This window comes from Rheinheimera sp. NSM (assembly GCF_052380015.1).
GTDB lineage: Bacteria > Pseudomonadota > Gammaproteobacteria > Enterobacterales > Alteromonadaceae > Alishewanella.
Map to the genome: position 1 here is coordinate 358,297 of NZ_JBQTCI010000004.1, position 17,107 is coordinate 375,403.

Annotated in this window: 13 protein-coding genes; 7 read left to right on the plus strand and 6 right to left on the minus strand. The window is 52.9% G+C overall.

The genetic code is table 11. The annotated features are described in order from the left end of the window. Positions 1-636, minus strand: a complete 636-nt coding sequence (nudF, locus tag ACTZWV_RS13900; protein WP_444787123.1) for an ADP-ribose diphosphatase — start codon at positions 634-636, stop codon at positions 1-3. A 118-nt stretch (positions 637-754) separates the two neighbouring features. Between nudF and tolC the strand changes: the two genes are divergently transcribed. The 3 genes from tolC to ACTZWV_RS13915 all read left to right on the plus strand — a co-directional run bounded on the left by tolC (position 755) and on the right by ACTZWV_RS13915 (position 3,699). Continuing rightward, positions 755-2,050, plus strand: coding sequence for an outer membrane channel protein TolC (gene tolC, locus ACTZWV_RS13905; RefSeq protein ID WP_444787124.1), 1,296 nt, complete (start codon positions 755-757; stop codon positions 2,048-2,050). A gap of 119 nt (positions 2,051-2,169) precedes the next feature. After that, positions 2,170-3,102, plus strand: coding sequence for an LpxL/LpxP family Kdo(2)-lipid IV(A) lauroyl/palmitoleoyl acyltransferase (gene lpxL, locus ACTZWV_RS13910; RefSeq protein ID WP_444787125.1), 933 nt, complete (start codon positions 2,170-2,172; stop codon positions 3,100-3,102). 3 nt (positions 3,103-3,105) lie between these two features. Beyond that, on the plus strand, positions 3,106-3,699 hold the full coding sequence (locus tag ACTZWV_RS13915; protein ID WP_444787126.1) for a TcpQ domain-containing protein: 594 nt from the start codon (positions 3,106-3,108) through the stop codon (positions 3,697-3,699). A gap of 3 nt (positions 3,700-3,702) precedes the next feature. Here the strand turns inward: ACTZWV_RS13915 and glnE are convergent, their stop codons facing one another. Together glnE and ACTZWV_RS13925 are read right to left on the minus strand one after the other, a co-directional pair. Further along, positions 3,703-6,516, minus strand: coding sequence for a bifunctional [glutamate--ammonia ligase]-adenylyl-L-tyrosine phosphorylase/[glutamate--ammonia-ligase] adenylyltransferase (glnE, locus tag ACTZWV_RS13920; RefSeq protein ID WP_444787127.1), 2,814 nt, complete (start codon positions 6,514-6,516; stop codon positions 3,703-3,705). 13 nt (positions 6,517-6,529) lie between these two features. Next, complete coding sequence (locus ACTZWV_RS13925) at positions 6,530-7,432, minus strand: CYTH domain-containing protein (protein WP_444787128.1); 903 nt, start codon at positions 7,430-7,432, stop codon at positions 6,530-6,532. A 133-nt stretch (positions 7,433-7,565) separates the two neighbouring features. On the opposite strand from ACTZWV_RS13925, the gene ACTZWV_RS13930 reads away from it, so the two are divergent. Then, the gene (locus tag ACTZWV_RS13930) at positions 7,566-8,171 is read left to right on the plus strand and encodes a TIGR04211 family SH3 domain-containing protein (protein ID WP_444787129.1); all 606 of its coding nucleotides are present in this window, start codon (positions 7,566-7,568) and stop codon (positions 8,169-8,171) included. A 57-nt stretch (positions 8,172-8,228) separates the two neighbouring features. On the opposite strand, the gene ACTZWV_RS13935 is transcribed toward ACTZWV_RS13930, so the two are convergent. Continuing rightward, positions 8,229-8,729 (minus strand): Lrp/AsnC ligand binding domain-containing protein, encoded by a 501-nt coding sequence (locus tag ACTZWV_RS13935; RefSeq protein ID WP_444787130.1) that lies wholly within the window; start codon positions 8,727-8,729, stop codon positions 8,229-8,231. Between the two features lie 132 nt (positions 8,730-8,861). Here ACTZWV_RS13935 and putA point away from each other — a divergent pair, with 132 nt between their 5' ends. The 3 genes from putA (at position 8,862) to ACTZWV_RS13950 (ending at position 15,288) form a co-directional block, all read left to right on the plus strand. Further along, on the plus strand, positions 8,862-12,638 hold the full coding sequence (gene putA, locus ACTZWV_RS13940) for a bifunctional proline dehydrogenase/L-glutamate gamma-semialdehyde dehydrogenase PutA (RefSeq protein WP_444787131.1): 3,777 nt from the start codon (positions 8,862-8,864) through the stop codon (positions 12,636-12,638). A gap of 181 nt (positions 12,639-12,819) precedes the next feature. Then, complete coding sequence (locus ACTZWV_RS13945) at positions 12,820-13,950, plus strand: HD-GYP domain-containing protein (protein ID WP_444787132.1); 1,131 nt, start codon at positions 12,820-12,822, stop codon at positions 13,948-13,950. Positions 13,951-14,061: 111 nt separating this feature from the next. Further along, positions 14,062-15,288 (plus strand): HD-GYP domain-containing protein, encoded by a 1,227-nt coding sequence (locus tag ACTZWV_RS13950; protein WP_444787133.1) that lies wholly within the window; start codon positions 14,062-14,064, stop codon positions 15,286-15,288. A 10-nt stretch (positions 15,289-15,298) separates the two neighbouring features. On the opposite strand, the gene ACTZWV_RS13955 is transcribed toward ACTZWV_RS13950, so the two are convergent. After that, positions 15,299-16,060, minus strand: a complete 762-nt coding sequence (locus tag ACTZWV_RS13955) for a general secretion pathway protein GspB (RefSeq protein ID WP_444787134.1) — start codon at positions 16,058-16,060, stop codon at positions 15,299-15,301. Positions 16,061-16,087: 27 nt separating this feature from the next. Continuing rightward, positions 16,088-17,014 carry an ExeA family protein gene (locus ACTZWV_RS13960; RefSeq protein WP_444787135.1) on the minus strand — a complete coding sequence of 309 codons (927 nt, stop codon included), beginning with the start codon at positions 17,012-17,014 and terminating at the stop codon, positions 16,088-16,090. Positions 17,015-17,107: the final 93 nt, after the last annotated feature.

Genomic DNA, 17,107 nt, shown 5'->3' on the forward strand with positions numbered 1-17,107 from the left:
TTACGCCCTCCAGGCCTGCTGTACTTTATCAAGGTTAAGTGCCAGCCATTGCAGCGCAATGACACTGGCGGCGTTATCTATCTTTTGTTCAGCCAACAACTGCATCGCCGCCGGCCGTGTAACCAGATGTACTTTAATATCTTCATGCTCGTCGGCCAGGCCAAAAATGCCGCTTTGTACCGGCCGGGTCAGCCGGCCTAAAAACAGTTGAATGCGCTCGGTAGTGCCGCCCGGGCTCGACAAGTAGCTAAGCATAGGCCAAAGTTCGCTGATTGTTAACCCTGCTTCTTCTTCAGCCTCGCGCTGCGCCACCTGCTCTGCCGTTTCGCCCGGCTCTATCATACCGGCTATCGCTTCAAGCAACCAGGGACTGTTGCTGCTAAAGGCCGCGCCAAGCCGCACTTGTTCTATCAGCACCACTTCGTCAGTTTCGGCGTTGTACGGTAACACCACAGCAGCATGGCCACGTTCGAAAATCTCCCGCTGCATTGGTTCACTCCAGCCACCGTTAAACAAACGATGCCGCAGCGTATAACGGTCTAAGCGGAAAAAACCTTGAAAAACCGTGCTTTTGTCGAGAATTTCCAGATCCGTCGCGCCAAATGATGGATACTGCTGCGCATTGATTTCAGACATAACTGCACTCACATTCTGTTACACTCTTGCGGGTAACTTTACGGTTTAATGATTACTTAGTTTACAGTATCAGAGTATTATTCGTGCAGTTCCTTTTAGCTGGCCAGGATTGGTAAAAATGAAAAAAACCTTATTAAGCACTTTGTTAGCCTCTTCTTTCGCGCTGTTAAGCTGGCAAGCCGCTGCAGCAGATCTGCAGGAAATCTATCAGTTAGCCACACAGAAAGACCCAACCGTATTACGTGCTGCCGCATCGCGTGATGCCGCGGCGCTGAGCATTGATGTGTCACGGGCGTCACTGTTACCAAATATTACCGCCAGCGCCGGCTTTGGCCGCGACGACAGAACCAGTAGCAGCTTTGATGCTCCTAACAGCACCTCCGCCGGCATAACGTTGCAGCAAAGCCTGTTTAACTGGGGCGACTGGGGCCGTTTATCCCGCGCCGAGCAGGTTGCACTGCAAGTGCAAACCGTTTACGACAGCGAAGTACAAAATTTAATTGTCCGCGTAACCCAATCTTACTTTAATGTGTTGGGTGCTATTGATGATCTGGGTTTTGCTCAGGCCGAAAAACGCGCCATTGAACGTCAGTTGGAACAAACCAAACAACGCTTTGCGGTAGGTTTAACGGCTATTACCGACGTGCATGAAGCCCAGGCACAATATGATAGCGCCGTGGCGCGTGAAATTGCGGCTGAGAACGAGTTGGAAAATGCCCGCGAGTTTTTACGTGAAATTACCGGCCAGTACCACGAAGATTTAGCCCTGCTAAACACCGATAAATTTGCTCCGGGCGCACCATCACCGGCTGCGGTGCAAGATTGGGTAAAATTAGCCCAGGATTACAATTTAGTATTAAAAAGCCAGCGCGTACTGTTGGATATTGCTGATAAAGATATCGACTTAGCCAAAGCCGGTCATTACCCGACTCTGGGGTTAACAGCGCGTATGGGTACCGCTAAAGTTTCCGGTGGTGAGCGCGGCGATACCAGCTCCATCGGTGTTGAACTGGCTGTGCCTATTTACAGCGGTGGTGGAGTATCTGCCGGGGTAGAAGTGGCGAAGGCTAACTATGTTGAAGTAGGCCAAACGCTGGAGCTGAATCACCGTGCGGTGATCCGCCAGGTACGCAGCTCATTTAACGGTGTGAATGCGCAAATTTCCTCTATCCGCGCCTTAGAGCAAGCCGTAGTATCCGCTGAAAGTGCATTAAACGCTACAGAAGCCGGCTTTGAAGTAGGTACCCGTACTATTGTAGACGTGCTGCAAAGCACTCGTAACCTGTTTGAGGCACGCCGTAATTTATCCAGCGCCCGTTACACCTATATTGTGACTATGCTGCAGTTGAAACAAGCCGCCGGTAGCTTATCAGAACAGGACTTAGCGGCCATTAACCAGGCCTTGACCAGCTAATTCAGTATTCACTACCTTCAGAGTTCACCGCAGTTGCGGTGAACCTCTTACCAGTTTTCACTATCGCCGCCGCCGATTTTCGTTACAATAGCGCATTATTTTTTTGCTGAGGATAGCGCGTGGTTCAGGCTCCGCAGTTTAGCTGGCGTTTTCTACTGCCAAAATATTGGTTATTGTGGCTCGGTGCCGCCTTACTCTGGTTAATCAGCTGGTTACCTTACCCTGTATTAATGTGGTTGGGCAGCGGCTTTGGCCGTTTGCTGCACCGCAGCTTAAAATCGCGCCGCAAGGTGGCTGCACGTAATATTGCCCTGTGCTTTCCTGATATGCCCGCCGCCGAACAGGCTGCATTGGTAAAACGCAATTTTGAAGAAACCGGCAAAGCGCTGTTTGATACTGTGATTGGCTGGTGGTGGCCGGACTGGCGCATTAAAAAACTGGCCCATTTCAACGGTTATCAGCATATTGAGGCTGCCGTAGCACAAGGTAAAGGCGTGCTGCTGCTGGCGGCACATTTTCTGCATCTGGAAGGGGCTTGCCGCGTATTTGGCTTAACCCACCCCAGCGTCGGCTTTTACCGGCCGCACAATAATCCGCTGATGGATTACCTGCAGTATCATGGCCGCAACAAAGCCAACAAATATATGGTCGGCAAACGCGATGTTAAAGGCCTGATTGGCGCGTTGAACCAACAGGAAGTGTGCTTTTACCTGCCCGATCAGGATTATGGCCGCAACCGTGCCGAGTTTGTGCCGTTTTTTGCCGTTAGTGAAACAGCCACTACCACAGGTACACTGTTGTTCGCTAACGCGGCTAACTGCGTGGTGATACCGGTCGTCACCAGCCGCTTACCCGGTAATAAGGGCTATCATATTGATGTATTGCCGCCGTTAACCCCCTTTCCAACCGGGGATAACAAGGCTGATGTCACCAGAGTTAATCAATGGGTAGAGCAGGCAGTACTGCGCCACCCTGAACAGTATATGTGGCTGCACCGCCGGTTTAAAACCCGACCGCAGGCAGATGCGCCTTCGTTGTATAAAGGAGATTAAAGTATGTGGTTTTGGCTGCGTAATCTGACAATATTGGTGGTACTGGGTGGTTTAGCCTATCTTATTCTGACAAAACCGGACTTTCTGATCCGTAAAGACTCTGCCAATGTGGCAGCAGAAGGTTTCAGCCAGTTTTACAGCAAAATTCGTGGTTCTATTGCCGATGGCGCCCGCGAAATATCCGAATTCCGGCTGACATTGCCGGATACCAGCGATAAATTAACCGGCCAGTTAAAGCAGCGCGCCAAAGTGGTGGTGCCGGGCGATGAAAACTGGCGCGGCCAGGTAACCGACCGCCGCTTTCGCGAAGGCGATACCATTAAAACCAAACTGACCGAATATGCCAGAGCTGAAGGCGTTGAGCTGTTTTGGACCTTACCGCGCGATTACGTGGTAAAGCAGTATTTTCAGACCGACAGCACCTTAATAGAAACTATCTATGAGGTTGGCGTTGCCATAGCGCCGGATTTTTCTTCGCCGGTATTATCCTACTATTGCCCGCGCGAGCGTGCCGCCGTTATTACTGATAAAGCCAACGCGTACCTGCAGCAAAACTGTATTCCCGCCGATACCAGGCCCAAAGCCAAACAAGGCTGAGCTCTAAGCCACGCCGAATAACTGCTGCCAGACCTGTTCAACCTGCTGTTTGGCCTGTTGCAGACTGTCAAGGGATGGCAGCGTAGCAGGCGCCAGGGTATGGCGGTGGCCGGCACCACGCAATAACTGATACGCCTGCTGCAACTGTGTCACCTGCTCTGCGCTGAGTAACCCGCCGGCCGCTGCAGCATCCAGAATACGCATATTATCGCTGTAGCGGTACAAGCCGGCATCGCTGGCCGCATGCGCCAGTACCAGATATTGGCTGATAAATTCCAGGTCAACAATGCCACCGCTGCTGTGTTTGGGGTCCAGCGCATCAGCAGCATGGTGCTGGCGCAGCTTGTCACGCATTTGCACCACGTCACTGCGCAGTTTGACGGCCTCGCGCGGCAGGCTGAGAATTTGCTGCCGGATGTGGTCAAACTGTTGCACTAAGGCAGGGCTGCCATAGATCGCCCGAGCCCGCACCAGCGCCTGATGCTCCCAGGTCCAGGCTTCCTGCTGCAAATACTGTGCATAGGTATCAATATTAATTGCCAATAAGCCGGAGTTGCCGGACGGTCGCAGCCGGGTGTCGATATCGTACAACACGCCACTGTTGGTACGGGTGGTACAAAGATGCAACACCCGCTGCACCAGTTTTAAATAAAACTGTTTCGAGTCAATGCTGCGCTCACCGTCGGTGGCATCCTGGCTGTCACAATTGTGTACAAACACCAGGTCCAGATCCGAGCCATAGCCCAGCTCCAGCCCGCCCAGTTTACCGTAGGCAATAACAGCAAAGCCTTTATCTTCTGCCGTAGCATTGGCCGGCGCACCATAGCGCTCTGTCATTTGCTGCCAGGCCAGCTCAACCACTTGCGCCATTACTGCTTCTGCCAGCCAGGTCAGATGATCGCTTACCTTCATCAGGGGCAGTACACCGCTGATATCGGCAGCGGCAATACGTAACTGCTGCGCTTGTTTATACTGGCGCAGGGTTTCCATCAACAGCTCTAAATCATCTGCCGGTACGCGCAGCATATGCTGGCGCAGCCGGTCGCTGTAATCGGTGCGGCTGGCAACCTGATACAGTTGGGCCGGGTCTATCAGCTCATCCAGCAACATCGGGTAACGCGCCAGTTGCTCTGCCAGCCAGCCGCTTTGGTTACACAACAACACCAGTTGCTGCAGCGCGGCGGTGTTTTCAAACAACAGTTCCAGATAAGCCGTGCGGGTTACAATTTGCCGGAACACACCTAACACCCTGGCCAGTACTGTCGGCTGACATTGTTGCTGCTGCAACATATGCAGTAATAACGGCACTAATTTAGCGAGAAAATCGCGGCCACGCGGCCCGACGCTGCGCTTTTGGCAGTCTTGTTTAAACTGTTGTAATTGCGCTATCAGTGCCATAGCGTCCGGCAGCTGCAGCCAATCCAGCTGCGTAGCCAAATCCTCAGCCGGCTGCTCGCTGTCCCACAACAATTTCCCCACACTGGTGTCCTGCTGCTCCGGCTCTTCACCGTTATCAATCACCAGTTTAAACTGCTGATGCACCCGCGCCATCGCCGCATCAACCTGCTGTTGTAACTGTGCCCAACTACCCAGTTGTAATGACGCCAGCAACTGCGCGCGCAGCAAGGCATCTTGTGGCAGCGTTTGCGTTTGCTGATCGTCTATACCCTGCAGCGCCTGCTCAACACGGCGCAGCAGCAAATAATCTGTGCGCAGTTCAGCGGCCTGCTGTGGCGTTAGCACCGCTTCGTCTGCCAGTACTGTCAGTGCTGTTAATAACGAAGGTTGTTGCATCGCCGGAATGCGGCCGCCGCGAATAAGCTGCAGCGTTTGCACAATAAATTCCACTTCGCGGATGCCGCCGATGCCAAGCTTAATATTATCGCGCCGGTTTAAACGGCGGTTTTCCTGTTCAATTTGTTGCTTCATCCGCCGCAACGATTCAATGGCAGAGAAATCGATATAACGGCGGTAAATAAAGGGTTTCAGCAGCTGTTGCAGCTCGGTGCTGTGGCGGCCATCCGGGTTCAGTACCCGCGCTTTTAGCATGGCGTAGCGTTCCCACTCGCGGCCCTGCTCCTGGTAGTAATCTTCCATCGCAGCAAAGCTCAGCACTAAAGGACCGCTGTCACCAAAGGGGCGTAACCGCATATCCACGCGGTAGGCAAAACCATCGGCAGTAACCTGATGCAGCGCCGCGATCAGCTTTTGCCCAAGCTTGGTAAAAAACTGCTGATGTTCGGTGCTGCGCCGGCCACCACTGGTTTCGCCATTAGCCGGGTAAGTAAAAATTAAATCGATATCGGAGGAAAAATTCAGCTCGCCCCCGCCCAGCTTGCCCATTCCCAGAATAAGCAGCGGCATCGGCTGGCCACGCTCGTCCAGCGGTGTGCCCCACTGCGCGCTCAGTTGCTGATAGGCCCAGTGGTAGGCGGTATTGATCAGCAAATCTGCCAACTGCGATACCTGTTGTAAACTGGTTTCGATATGCTGAAATTGCAAAATATCAGCCGCCAGAATGCGACACAGTTGGGCGTTACGGTAGCGGCGCAGCGCGGCGAACACTGCAGCGTCGTCTGTCAGCACTGTATCTGCCGGCAACACCTCGCCGGACTGGCGCAACTGTTGGCGTAGCGTTGACGCATGACAGAACTCTGCCAGTAGTGCCGGTTGCTGCTGTAAAGTACGGCCGATAAAGCTGCTGGCACTGAGCAAGGTGCGCAGTTGCTGCTGCGCTGCGCTGCCAAAGGCATTCAGCTCAAACCGGCTGAGTATTTGCGCCAGATACGCGGTTAACGCCGCACTGTTATCAGTCATCACTGCCTCCGCTTCAGCCGTTGTGGTACAGGTATTCAGACACCGCCAACAGCAACAAGTGGTAATCTTGCTGTGCCAACACCTTGTCATCTGAGCGCAGCTGCGTAGCCAGCGCTGCCGCCCTGCGGCTCAACAGCTGTAATGCCGGCAGCGCTTGTATACTGTCAGCCAGGGCTGCCAGGGCTTGTGCTGCTGCAACTAAGGCACTGTTGCTACCCTGTTGTTGATAGCAAGCAGCGGCTTGTTGTAAGGCGTTAATTTGCGCCAGCAGGCTATCACCGCTATGCAGCGGCAATGTCAGCGGTTGTTGTGCTGCCAGGGCATAACCGCGCGCGGCTTTACTCTGCCAGCCGGTAACTAACGGCAAATGCTGCAACAGCTGTCGTGCCAGATTAAACAATTGCTGTGCGTCCCCGCTCAGCAGCTCTAATTCCAGCTCGGCAATCGGCTCAGTGCGCGTGCCGGCCAATACCTGGCCCTGGTCGTACACCAGTTCAACCATGCTGCCGTCTGAACACTGCAGCTGCCAGCTTTTGCGGTTAAAGTCGGTGCGAAACAACTCGGTTAATTGCTGTTGCAGCAGCGCTATATCAGTGCCGGCCGGCCAGATATGCGCAGGGAAAGCGCTAAGTTGCGGCTCCACGCCGGCGCAGGCTACATTGTATTCCGGCCGCATTTGCATAGCACCATGCTGGCTGCCGGCCAACTTGATGGTTTGTTCATAGCGGTCGCGCTTAAGGCGGCTACGCAAGCCCATATCATGGCGGCGAAACCATTTATCCTTCGTGTCAAAATAAGCATTCAGCAAGCTGGTGTCATCGCTGCTTTGCGTAGTACCCAACTGTGGCAGCATGGCGATAAGTTGCGCCAAATACTGCGGCGGCATTAAAAACTTCAGTTCCAGTTCAGTACTCATCTGCTACTCTGTTTGCTACGGTAACGGCGCTGTGCCCGCTTACCGTTTTAACCCTTGTCAATTGCCGCGCAACTCCCTATCATCCAAGATGTTGGCTGCAAAGCTGTTTTGTACAAATAAGCTCAGGATACCTATGTTCAGATTAATTAAAAGCTCCCTGCTGGTATTATTTTCGGCGTACTGCTTAGTCCTTGCCGGCGCAGCCAGCGCCCAGGCAGAAAGCAAACCGGCCTTTATCAGCGATGCGTTATTTGTCTACCTGCATTCCGGCCCCAGCAACCAGTATCGTATTATCGGTACGGTAAATGCCGGCCAGAGTGTGACCTTTTTGTCTGAAGATGCTGATACCGGTTATGCGCAAATTCAGTTTGAAGGCAACAAGACCGGCTGGCTGCCAAAAGAATATGTAACCTACACGCCGGGCCTGGTCAGTCAGTTAGAACAGCTGAAAGCCGACTACGCTAACCACAACGAGAATATTAACCAGTTAGAACAACAGCGTGATCAGCTGAACAGCCAGTTAAATAAAGCCGTGTCGGAGCGGCAAACCGCGCTGGAGCAGCTGGAACAGGCTAACCGCGCCTATGAGCAGTTAAAAGGCCAGGTGGAAGCTACCCAAAGCTCGATCTGGCAAAAACCTATGGTGCTGGGTTCATTAATCCTGCTGGCAGGGTTAATTTTCGGCTTATTACTGCCACTACTGATGCCCAAACGCCGCGACAGTGAGCGCTGGATGTAACAACAGACTGTTTTGCTTGTAACGCCGGCGCCCTGCCGTGCGGTTACAAGCAGAATATTAACTCTGCCCCGTCTCTGTGGTTTTTAACGGCAAGCCGGTATCACTCTTTACCTGTTCAATCACCACATAAGTATGGGTTTGCGCTACGCCCGGCAAATCGACGATTAATGCCAGGATGTTACGATAAGCATCCATATTCGGCAGTCGCAGCTTTAATAAATAATCAAAACCACCGGCTACCATATGGCACTCGGCCACCTGTGGAATTTGCACTACTGCATCACGGAACTTATCAAACACCTCACTGGTAGTTCTGTCCAGCGTAACCTGAATAAAAGCGGCGGTACCAAAACCCAACCTGGCGGCGTTTAATCTGGCACCAAAACCGTCGATATAGCCTTCTTTCTCCAGCCGCTTGACCCTGTCAATACAAGGGCTGGCGCTTAAATTCACTTTTCTGGCCAAATCAACATTAGCAATGCGGCCGTCACGCTGCAGCGTATCCAGAATGCTGATATCTATCCGGTCCAGCCCTTTACTTTTTACAGGTATACTCATAGCAGCAATTTTTCTGGTTTTGGTTAACATTGGCAGAATTATATAGGGTTAAAGCAAAAAAATAACCACCCTATGCGGCAGACTTTTCACTAGAATGCCGCATTCTCAAATCTTGTCAGGAAGCTTACTGCCATGCTGTATAACGGTTCCCTGGTTGCCACTCAACCGCTGCGTCAAACTATTCGTGATTTCTACCGTGCCGATGAAGATAAGGTATTGGATTATCTGCTACCACTGGCCGACATTGGCGTAAATGCCCGTAGCCGCGCCTGGGAGCGGGCGCGCCGGTTAGTACTCACTATCCGCCAGGCGCAGGTAGGAAAAGGCGGTGTTGATGCGTTGCTGAATGAGTTTTCGCTGTCAACCGACGAAGGTTTGGTATTAATGTGTCTGGCCGAAGCCTTACTGCGCGTACCGGACAAAACCACGGCTGACCGGCTTATTCGCGACAAGCTGGCGCAAGGTGACTGGAGTGCGCATTTAGGCAACAGCAGCTCATTATTTGTTAATGCTTCCGCCTGGGGCTTATTGTTAACCGGCAAGCTGGTGAACTACTCTGACGAGCAGAAAAAACAACAATTTGGTTTGCTCAAGCGCACCTGTGGCCGTTTAGGCGAGCCGGTGATCCGCCAGGCCGTGCGTTATGCCATGCAAATTATGGGCGCCCAGTTTGTCATGGGCACCACCATAGGCGCAGCACTGGAGCGCGCCACTGAGATGGAAAGCAAAGGTTTTCGTTACTCCTACGATATGCTGGGCGAAGGCGCCCGCACTATGGCCGATGCCGATCGCTATTTCGACAGCTATATGCAAGCGATTGATACCATTGGCAAAGCAGCTAAAGGTCGTGGCCCGTTTAACAGCCCGGGCATCTCGGTCAAACTGTCGGCCATTCACCCACGTTATGAATTCAGCCACCGTGACCGCGTTATCGCAGAGCTGATACCGCGGGTAAAACAGCTGGCGCTGGCGGCCAAAGCTTATGATATCGGCTTTACCATCGACGCCGAAGAAGCCGACCGGCTGGATCTGTCACTGGATATTATTGAAGCTGTGTTCAGTGACCCGGCGCTGGATGGCTGGGAAGGTTTTGGCTTAGCGGTGCAGGCCTATCAGAAACGCGGTATCCATGTGATTGAATGGCTGCGTGATTTAACGCTGAAAGTTGGCCGTAAAATGATGGTGCGGCTGGTAAAAGGCGCTTACTGGGATACCGAGATTAAACTCAGCCAGTTGGAAGGCTTCAGCGACTTTCCGGTATTCAGCCGCAAGCCCGCTACCGACGTTTCTTACCAGTCCTGTGCGAAAAAAATGCTCAGCTACCGCGACAGCATTTACCCGCAATTTGCCACCCATAATGCCTACACTGTTGCCACCATTATGGAGATGACCAAGGATTACAGCGGCTTTGAGTTCCAGCGTTTGCACGGCATGGGCGATGCGCTGTACGACGAAATCGTCATTAAAGACAAGATCCCCTGCCGCATTTATGCGCCTGTGGGTGAACACTCCGACTTGCTGGCCTATTTAGTGCGCCGTTTGCTGGAAAACGGCGCCAACAGCTCTTTCGTTAATAATATTGTCGATGAAAGCATCCCGGTAGAATCACTGCTGGGCGACCCGGTAGAAACGGTACGTGGCTGGAGCAAAAAGCGCAACCAACAAATTCCGTTACCTGCTGCCTTATACGGCACTGAACGGCCAAACTCCAATGGCCTGGATTTAACTGACATTGACCTGGTAGAGCCGGTTAAGACCGCGATGGCGCAGTGGTTCGACAGCATTAAGCAGTTGCCGGTAGAACACGATGCAATAGCGGTAACCAACCCGGCTAACCTCGATGAGATTATCGGTTATCTGCATTATGCCGACAAAAACCAGATGCAACAGATATTGGCCAACGCCGAAGCCGCCTTTGCCAACTGGTCTGCAAGCACGGTAACAGAGCGCTCGGCCTTATTGCGCCGCATTGGTGATGCGCTGGAAACGCACCGTGATGAACTGTTGGCATTGTGCGTAAAAGAAGCCGGTAAAACCTTAGGCGACAGCGTCGCTGAAGTGCGTGAAGCTGTCGACTTCTGCCGTTACTATGCGGCCCGTGCCGAAGAGCTGTTTGCTAAACCACAACAAGCCCGCGGCGTGTTCTTATGTATCAGCCCGTGGAACTTTCCGTTGGCCATTTTCTTAGGCCAGGTGGCCGCCGCCATCGTTGCCGGCAATACTGTCGTAGCCAAGCCGGCTGAACAAACCAGTTTAATTGCCATCCGCACTGTCGAACTGATGCGCCAATGTGGTATGCCGGAACACGTGGTACAGCTGGTTATCGCGCCGGGCCGCCAGGTGGGGGAACATATAGTACCGGACAGCCGCATTCAGGGCGTAATGTTTACCGGTTCTACCGAAACCGGCTGCTGGATAGCGCGCAAACTGGCAGAGCGTGGCGGTGAGCCGGTGCCGCTGATTGCCGAAACCGGTGGCCAGAACTGTATGATTGTCGACTCGACCGCCCTGCCGGAACAAGTGGTGGATGATGTTATCTCGTCGGGTTTCCAAAGCGCCGGCCAGCGCTGCTCAGCCCTGCGGGTGCTGTTCTTGCAAGAAGACGTGGCCGATAAAATTATCACCATGCTAAAAGGCGCTATGGCGCAGTTGCACGTTGGTGACCCAATGTGGCTCAGTACAGATTTAGGCCCGGTCATTGATGCCAAAGCGCTGGAGCGGTTAAACAGCCATGTGCAGTACCTGGCGGATAAAGCCACTCTGCACTACGAATGTGCGGTTCCGGCCGGCGACCGGCATTATTTCTTCGCACCGCGGCTGTACGAGATCAGCGATTTAACCGTACTGGAGCGCGAAGTGTTTGGCCCGGTGGTACATATTATCCGCTTTAACGCCAATCAGCTGGATAACATTATTAACCAGATCAATGCCACCGGCTACGGCCTGACTATGGGCGTACACAGCCGCATTGAACAGTTTACCCAACGTATTGCCCGCGATATTAAAGCCGGCAATATCTACGTAAACCGCAATATGATTGGTGCCGTGGTCGGCGTACAGCCGTTCGGTGGCCGCGGCTTATCCGGTACCGGCCCCAAAGCCGGCGGCCCCTTGTATTTAACCCGGCTGGTTAAAGATAACCTTGATGTCAGCTGCGCAGAACTAAGCGAACAAAAACGCCACCGCCTGCTCAGTGAAACTACCAGCAATGCCGTAGCCTACGCTATGCCAACAGCTGCTGTAGCACAGCAACAATGGGCACTGCTGAGCATTAATCAGCGTACTTCTGTACTGCGCCAGTTCCTCGCATCGCTGGCGTCGAACGCGGTAGTAAATAAGCTGGAACCGGACTTAGAGCAAGTGCTGACGTTGGCACAACAGAAACTGCAACGGGTAGAGCGCGAGCTGCAAAAACCGGTAATGCTGCCAGGGCCCACGGGTGAAACAAATATGCTGCTGCTGGACCCGCGCGGTATTTTGGCACTGGTACGTGATGAAACCAGCTCGTTCAGCCACTGGTTAGTAGTAATTATTACCGCGCTGGCAGCCGGTAATGCCGTAATAACAGCCGTAGAAGAAGCCGATGTAGCCGAAGCTGAAGCCTGTATTAAAGCATTGCTACAGGCCGGTATGCCGGCGCATCTGCTGGCGGTAGTGCGGTTAGACTGCCTGACCACCCTGTTGGCACATGCCGATTTGGCCGGCGCTATAGTGGAAGTGAGCAGTGCTGTAAAGCCGCTGTGCGCTGAGCTGTTGGCCAGCCGCGAAGGCGCGATTCTGCCGCTGATCACCGCCCCGGCCGGACAGCGCCTGTTGCAGCGTTTAATTACCGAAAAAACCGTTACCATCAATACCACGGCGGCCGGCGGTAATGCGTCACTGATGACAATGGCAGATAACGCCGGTTAAGCTTAACCACAGCGATACTCTGCTTCAATCTGGCGAAAGCCCGCAGTTGCGGGCTTTATGCTATGTTATACAGCATGCTATCGCAGCATTATGACAAATCAGCTCTTTGTTAATATGCAGTTAAGCAATATCAGGTATACTGCACGGCTGATGTAACGATGGGGTTCAGGTTAAACACAAGATGGCATATCAGGAAGTTAACATCGCCGATTTGCAGCCGGGAAGCTATGTGGTGCAGGTATTGCAGCAAACCGGTGAAATAGTCGTCAAACATGCCGGTTGGGTGCGTACAACACAGGCTGTTGACGTATTACGCCAAAAAGGCGTACGGGTATTGCTGATTGACCCTGATAAAAAACTCGTTAGCCAAATTACTGAATTACCCGCACCTGCCGCCCCGGTTACCGTGGATGAACCACCACCGCGTAGCTTATTCAGCACGGAATGGCCCAGAGCTGAGCGGATGTTGCAACAAACCGGCAAAGCACAGCGCCAGTTACTCGATGCGGTACGCCAGGAAAGAGCCATTGATCTGAGCTTAATTTATGAAGTCAGTGCCGGCTTATCTGAGTCTGTTGCCCGCAACCAGGACGTACTGTTGTGCCTGGCCCGTATTGCTGAACAAAGCGACACCCTGTTACAACACAGCATCAGCTGCGCGGTTTATATGGCAGCTTTTGGCCGTTACCTCGGCTTGCCACCACATAAGGTGCAAGCGTTGATCACCGCAGCGTTATTGCATGATATCGGTAAAACCACCAATCCGGATTACCTTAACGCTGAAGATCACGTTGCGATAGCGGCCAGCATGACGGCATTGCAAAAAACGCCGCATCTGGCCGGCGAAATCTCACTGTGGATCAGTCAGCACTGCGCTTATCTTGATGGCAGCGGCTCGCCGAAAATCAGCAGCAAGCAAATTGATAAAGGCAGCCGCATGCTGGCTATCGTCAATCATTATGAAAACCTGACATCAGCCCATCTTGGCAAACAAGGGCCGCTTAGCGCGTCACGCCAGTTGCTGGACCTGACTCCTAAGCAATTGGATGGCGACCTGCTGCAACTGTTTATTAAATGTATCGGCATTTATCCGCCGGGTTCAGTGGTAAAACTGAGCAGTGGCCGGTTGGCGCTGGTACTGGAAAATAACCCGAAAAAGCCGGTGCAACCCAAGGTAAAAGTGTTTTACCACAGCGTACATCAGCACCATATTCCGGCGAAAGTGCTCGACCTGGCGCGGCAGCAGGATGAACAAATTGAAGCTTGTGTCGATTTGAAAAAGTTTGGTCTGGACGTACGTAACTATTTGTAAAAACTGTTGTAAAAAACTGCCTGTAAGAACACTCATTCAACTCCGCCCTTGTTTAAGCAGGCGCCAGGCACTAGTATTCTGAGAATATACCATCACTGAAGTTTGCCCATCGTGAAGACAATTCCCATTGATCAACTGATCTGCGGTATGTTTATTGTCAAAATAGCCCAACAACAGCCCGGCGCCGGCCTGAGCGTACAGGGGCTGATAAAAGAGCCCGCGCAAATTGCTTTACTTAAACGTAAGGGCGTAACCGCAGTGGTGATTGACCCGGCCAAACAGCAGGTTGTTGCCTTAGATATTGCCGACAGCAGCAACTTTACCCATGCCTCTGCAGTGCCAACGCCCTCTGCAGCGGCGTTAAGTACACGGCAAGGTATCAAAAAAACCGGCATGATGCAGGAGCTGGCAAAAGCAGAAAAACTTTATGCCGAAGCGAAAAATCTGCAAAAGCGCGCCTTTCGTGATATCAGCAACGGCAAAACCATTGATATTGCTGACTTTCGTAATTGTGCCGATGGCATTATTGACTCAGTATTCCGCAATCAGGATGCATTGCTGTGCATGAGCCGGATCCGCGATAAAGACGCCTACCTGCTGGAGCACTCGGTTAACGTCTCTATTCTGATGAGCATCTTTGCCAAGTTTCTCAATATGGAAGAGTCGGTTATTGAGCAACTGGCTACCGGAGCGCTGCTGCACGACATCGGCAAAATTCAGGTGCCGGACGCCGTGTTAAATAAACCGGGCCGGCTGACGGAAGACGAGTTTGTGCAAATGCGCAAGCACGTAGAATACAGCCGCGATATTTTGCAAAAAACCGAAGGCATTTCAGACATCAGCCTGGATGTGGCAGCAAACCATCATGAACGCCTCGATGGCAAAGGCTACCCTGCCGGCTTAACGGGTGAGCAAATATCCTTGTACAGCCGGATGATCGCCATTGTCGATAGCTATGACGCCATCACCGCACAGCGGGTGTATAAAAGCGGCCAAACCAGCGTTAAAGCGCTGAAGATTTTACTCGCTGACAGCCCGCATCATTTCGACCCGGTGTTGGTAAAACAGTTTATCAGCGCCATAGGCATGTACCCGCCCGGCACCCTGGTAAAACTGGACAGCGAGAAACTGGCACTGGTGCTGGAACACAACCCGGCCAGCCTGACCTGCCCTATTGTGAAAGTGTTCTACCATGGCAGCAAGCGGCACTATTTAACCCCGGTGACGCTGGATTTAACCAACGCCCGTTGCAACGATGCCATTAACACCGCTGTAGACGCCCTCGAATATAAGATTGATCTGAAGAAGTTTTTTAATCAGTTTATGCTAAAAGTCTGACACCAGCGGGCTAGCCGCCGCTGCCAGGCCATTCGGTCAAGGCCGCCATACTGAACAGCTGATTACCCAGCTGCAGTAGCACAAATTGCGGCGTAATTTCTTTAATACGGATATCTGCCGTTACCCACTGGCCCTCCTGCAAGGTTTTACCATTTACTTTAACCCAGCGCTGGCTCACCGTAGTGGCATAAACATGAGCATCAAAGCGCAGCGGCGGAATTTGTTGCTGCAGTTGCCGCTCCAGGCTACCGATATCGCGCGCCGGCGCACTCTGGTTGCGCTGGCCGCCAGCCGCTACTCTGCCCTCTGTTGCCTCTATCGCCGAAGCAAATTTATCCCGCAACTCTGCTGACACCGCAGGCTCAGGCGTAGCTGCGACTAACGGCTCAGGTTCCGCCGCTGCAGTGCCGGCTGTCACCGTCGCCATCGCAGGTTTGCTGACCAGCTGCTCCTGCACCACCTGCGGCTGCGGCGTCAGTGCCTGCGCCAATTCGCTGACAACAGCCGGCTGTGCTTTCTCCGCCGCTAAAGCGTTATCGGCACGGCTTAATGCTGCCAAAATAGCATCGGGTTGCGCCGGTATCACCGCCTCTGCAGCGGGTGTTGCCGCGGGCTTGGCTAACGGCATTAACAGATAGGCGGCGACAGCACCGGTTAGCAGCGCCAACAACAAAGCCAGCGCCAGCGCCAGTTTACGCCAAAATGCACTGCCATCTGCCGCCAGCGGCGTAGCCTGATGCTGTTGTTTCAATGCTTGCATTAAAATTGACATAAAGTCCCCGGCCCGGTGGGCCCTACGTTATCCGTTTTGCATCAGCGGCAGTATAACCACCGCCAGACTAAAGCCCAGCACTATAGCGCAAAGGCCCAGCACAGGCCAGAACCAGCGCGGCACTGCCGCCGGCTTTAGCTGATCTGACAGCGGCAAAATCTCGCTTGCCGCTTGTTGCACCAGCTTGTCGCTGACCATAGCCTGCTGCTGGCTGTAAGCACCGAGCAAGGCGCGGTCGGCCATCAGATTCAGCAACCGCGGTATGCCGCCGCTGAGCTGATATAAGCACTTTACTGCGCTGTCGCTAAATACCGGCCGGCTGCAACCCGCTACCTGTAAACGGAACTTCAGATAGTGCCTTACTTCCTCCAGACTCAGCGGCAGCAAATGATAGCGCGCGGTAATACGCTGGGCTAACTGGCGTAAATCATTGCGTTTTAACAGCTGCTGCAGCTCAGGTTGGCCAATTAAAATCACCTGCAGCAACTTACGGGTATTGGTTTCCAGATTAGTCAGCAAACGCAGTTGCTCCAGCACCGCCGGTTGCAGGTGCTGGGCTTCGTCAATAATTAACAGTGTATGTTTACCGGCCTCATGGTTTTTCAACAAGCGGGCTTTTATTTTATCGCCCAGCAGCTTTAAGCTGGCATCGTTTTTTTTGTAGCGGATTTTCAGCTCATCGCAAACTGCCGCCAGCAGCTCCAGCTCGGATAAAGTGGGGTTTAAAATAAAGGCCACCTCAGCACGTTCGTCCAACTCCTGTAATAAACAGCGCGACACCGTGGTTTTACCGGTGCCCACTTCACCGGTCAGCAGCACAAAACCACCGGCTTCACCCAAGCCATAGCGCAAATGCGCCAGCGCTTCTGCGTGACGCGGGCTTAAATACATAAAGTCAGGGTTAGGCGCAATGGAAAACGGGGCACTGCTTAAGCCGAAAAATCCGGTATACATACTGCATCCTGCTGGTTAGGGCGCCGCCATCTGTTGCGACCGTGCATTTTGAAAGACGACAGGTATAATGGCAAAAAATCAGCCAACAGGAAA

Bases quoted from the DNA above. Each gene is read 5' to 3' on its own strand.
- ACTZWV_RS13955 (WP_444787134.1), bottom strand. From the start codon at position 16,060: ATGTCAATTTTAATGCAAGCATTGAAACAACAGCATCAGGCTACGCCG.
- ACTZWV_RS13930 (WP_444787129.1), top strand. From the start codon at position 7,566: ATGTTCAGATTAATTAAAAGCTCCCTGCTGGTATTATTTTCGGCGTAC.
- glnE (WP_444787127.1), bottom strand. From the start codon at position 6,516: ATGACTGATAACAGTGCGGCGTTAACCGCGTATCTGGCGCAAATACTC.
- ACTZWV_RS13945 (WP_444787132.1), top strand. From the start codon at position 12,820: ATGGCATATCAGGAAGTTAACATCGCCGATTTGCAGCCGGGAAGCTAT.
- putA (WP_444787131.1), top strand. From the start codon at position 8,862: ATGCTGTATAACGGTTCCCTGGTTGCCACTCAACCGCTGCGTCAAACT.
- ACTZWV_RS13960 (WP_444787135.1), bottom strand. From the start codon at position 17,014: ATGTATACCGGATTTTTCGGCTTAAGCAGTGCCCCGTTTTCCATTGCG.
- nudF (WP_444787123.1), bottom strand. From the start codon at position 636: ATGTCTGAAATCAATGCGCAGCAGTATCCATCATTTGGCGCGACGGAT.
- tolC (WP_444787124.1), top strand. From the start codon at position 755: ATGAAAAAAACCTTATTAAGCACTTTGTTAGCCTCTTCTTTCGCGCTG.
- ACTZWV_RS13935 (WP_444787130.1), bottom strand. From the start codon at position 8,729: ATGAGTATACCTGTAAAAAGTAAAGGGCTGGACCGGATAGATATCAGC.
- ACTZWV_RS13925 (WP_444787128.1), bottom strand. From the start codon at position 7,432: ATGAGTACTGAACTGGAACTGAAGTTTTTAATGCCGCCGCAGTATTTG.
- ACTZWV_RS13915 (WP_444787126.1), top strand. From the start codon at position 3,106: ATGTGGTTTTGGCTGCGTAATCTGACAATATTGGTGGTACTGGGTGGT.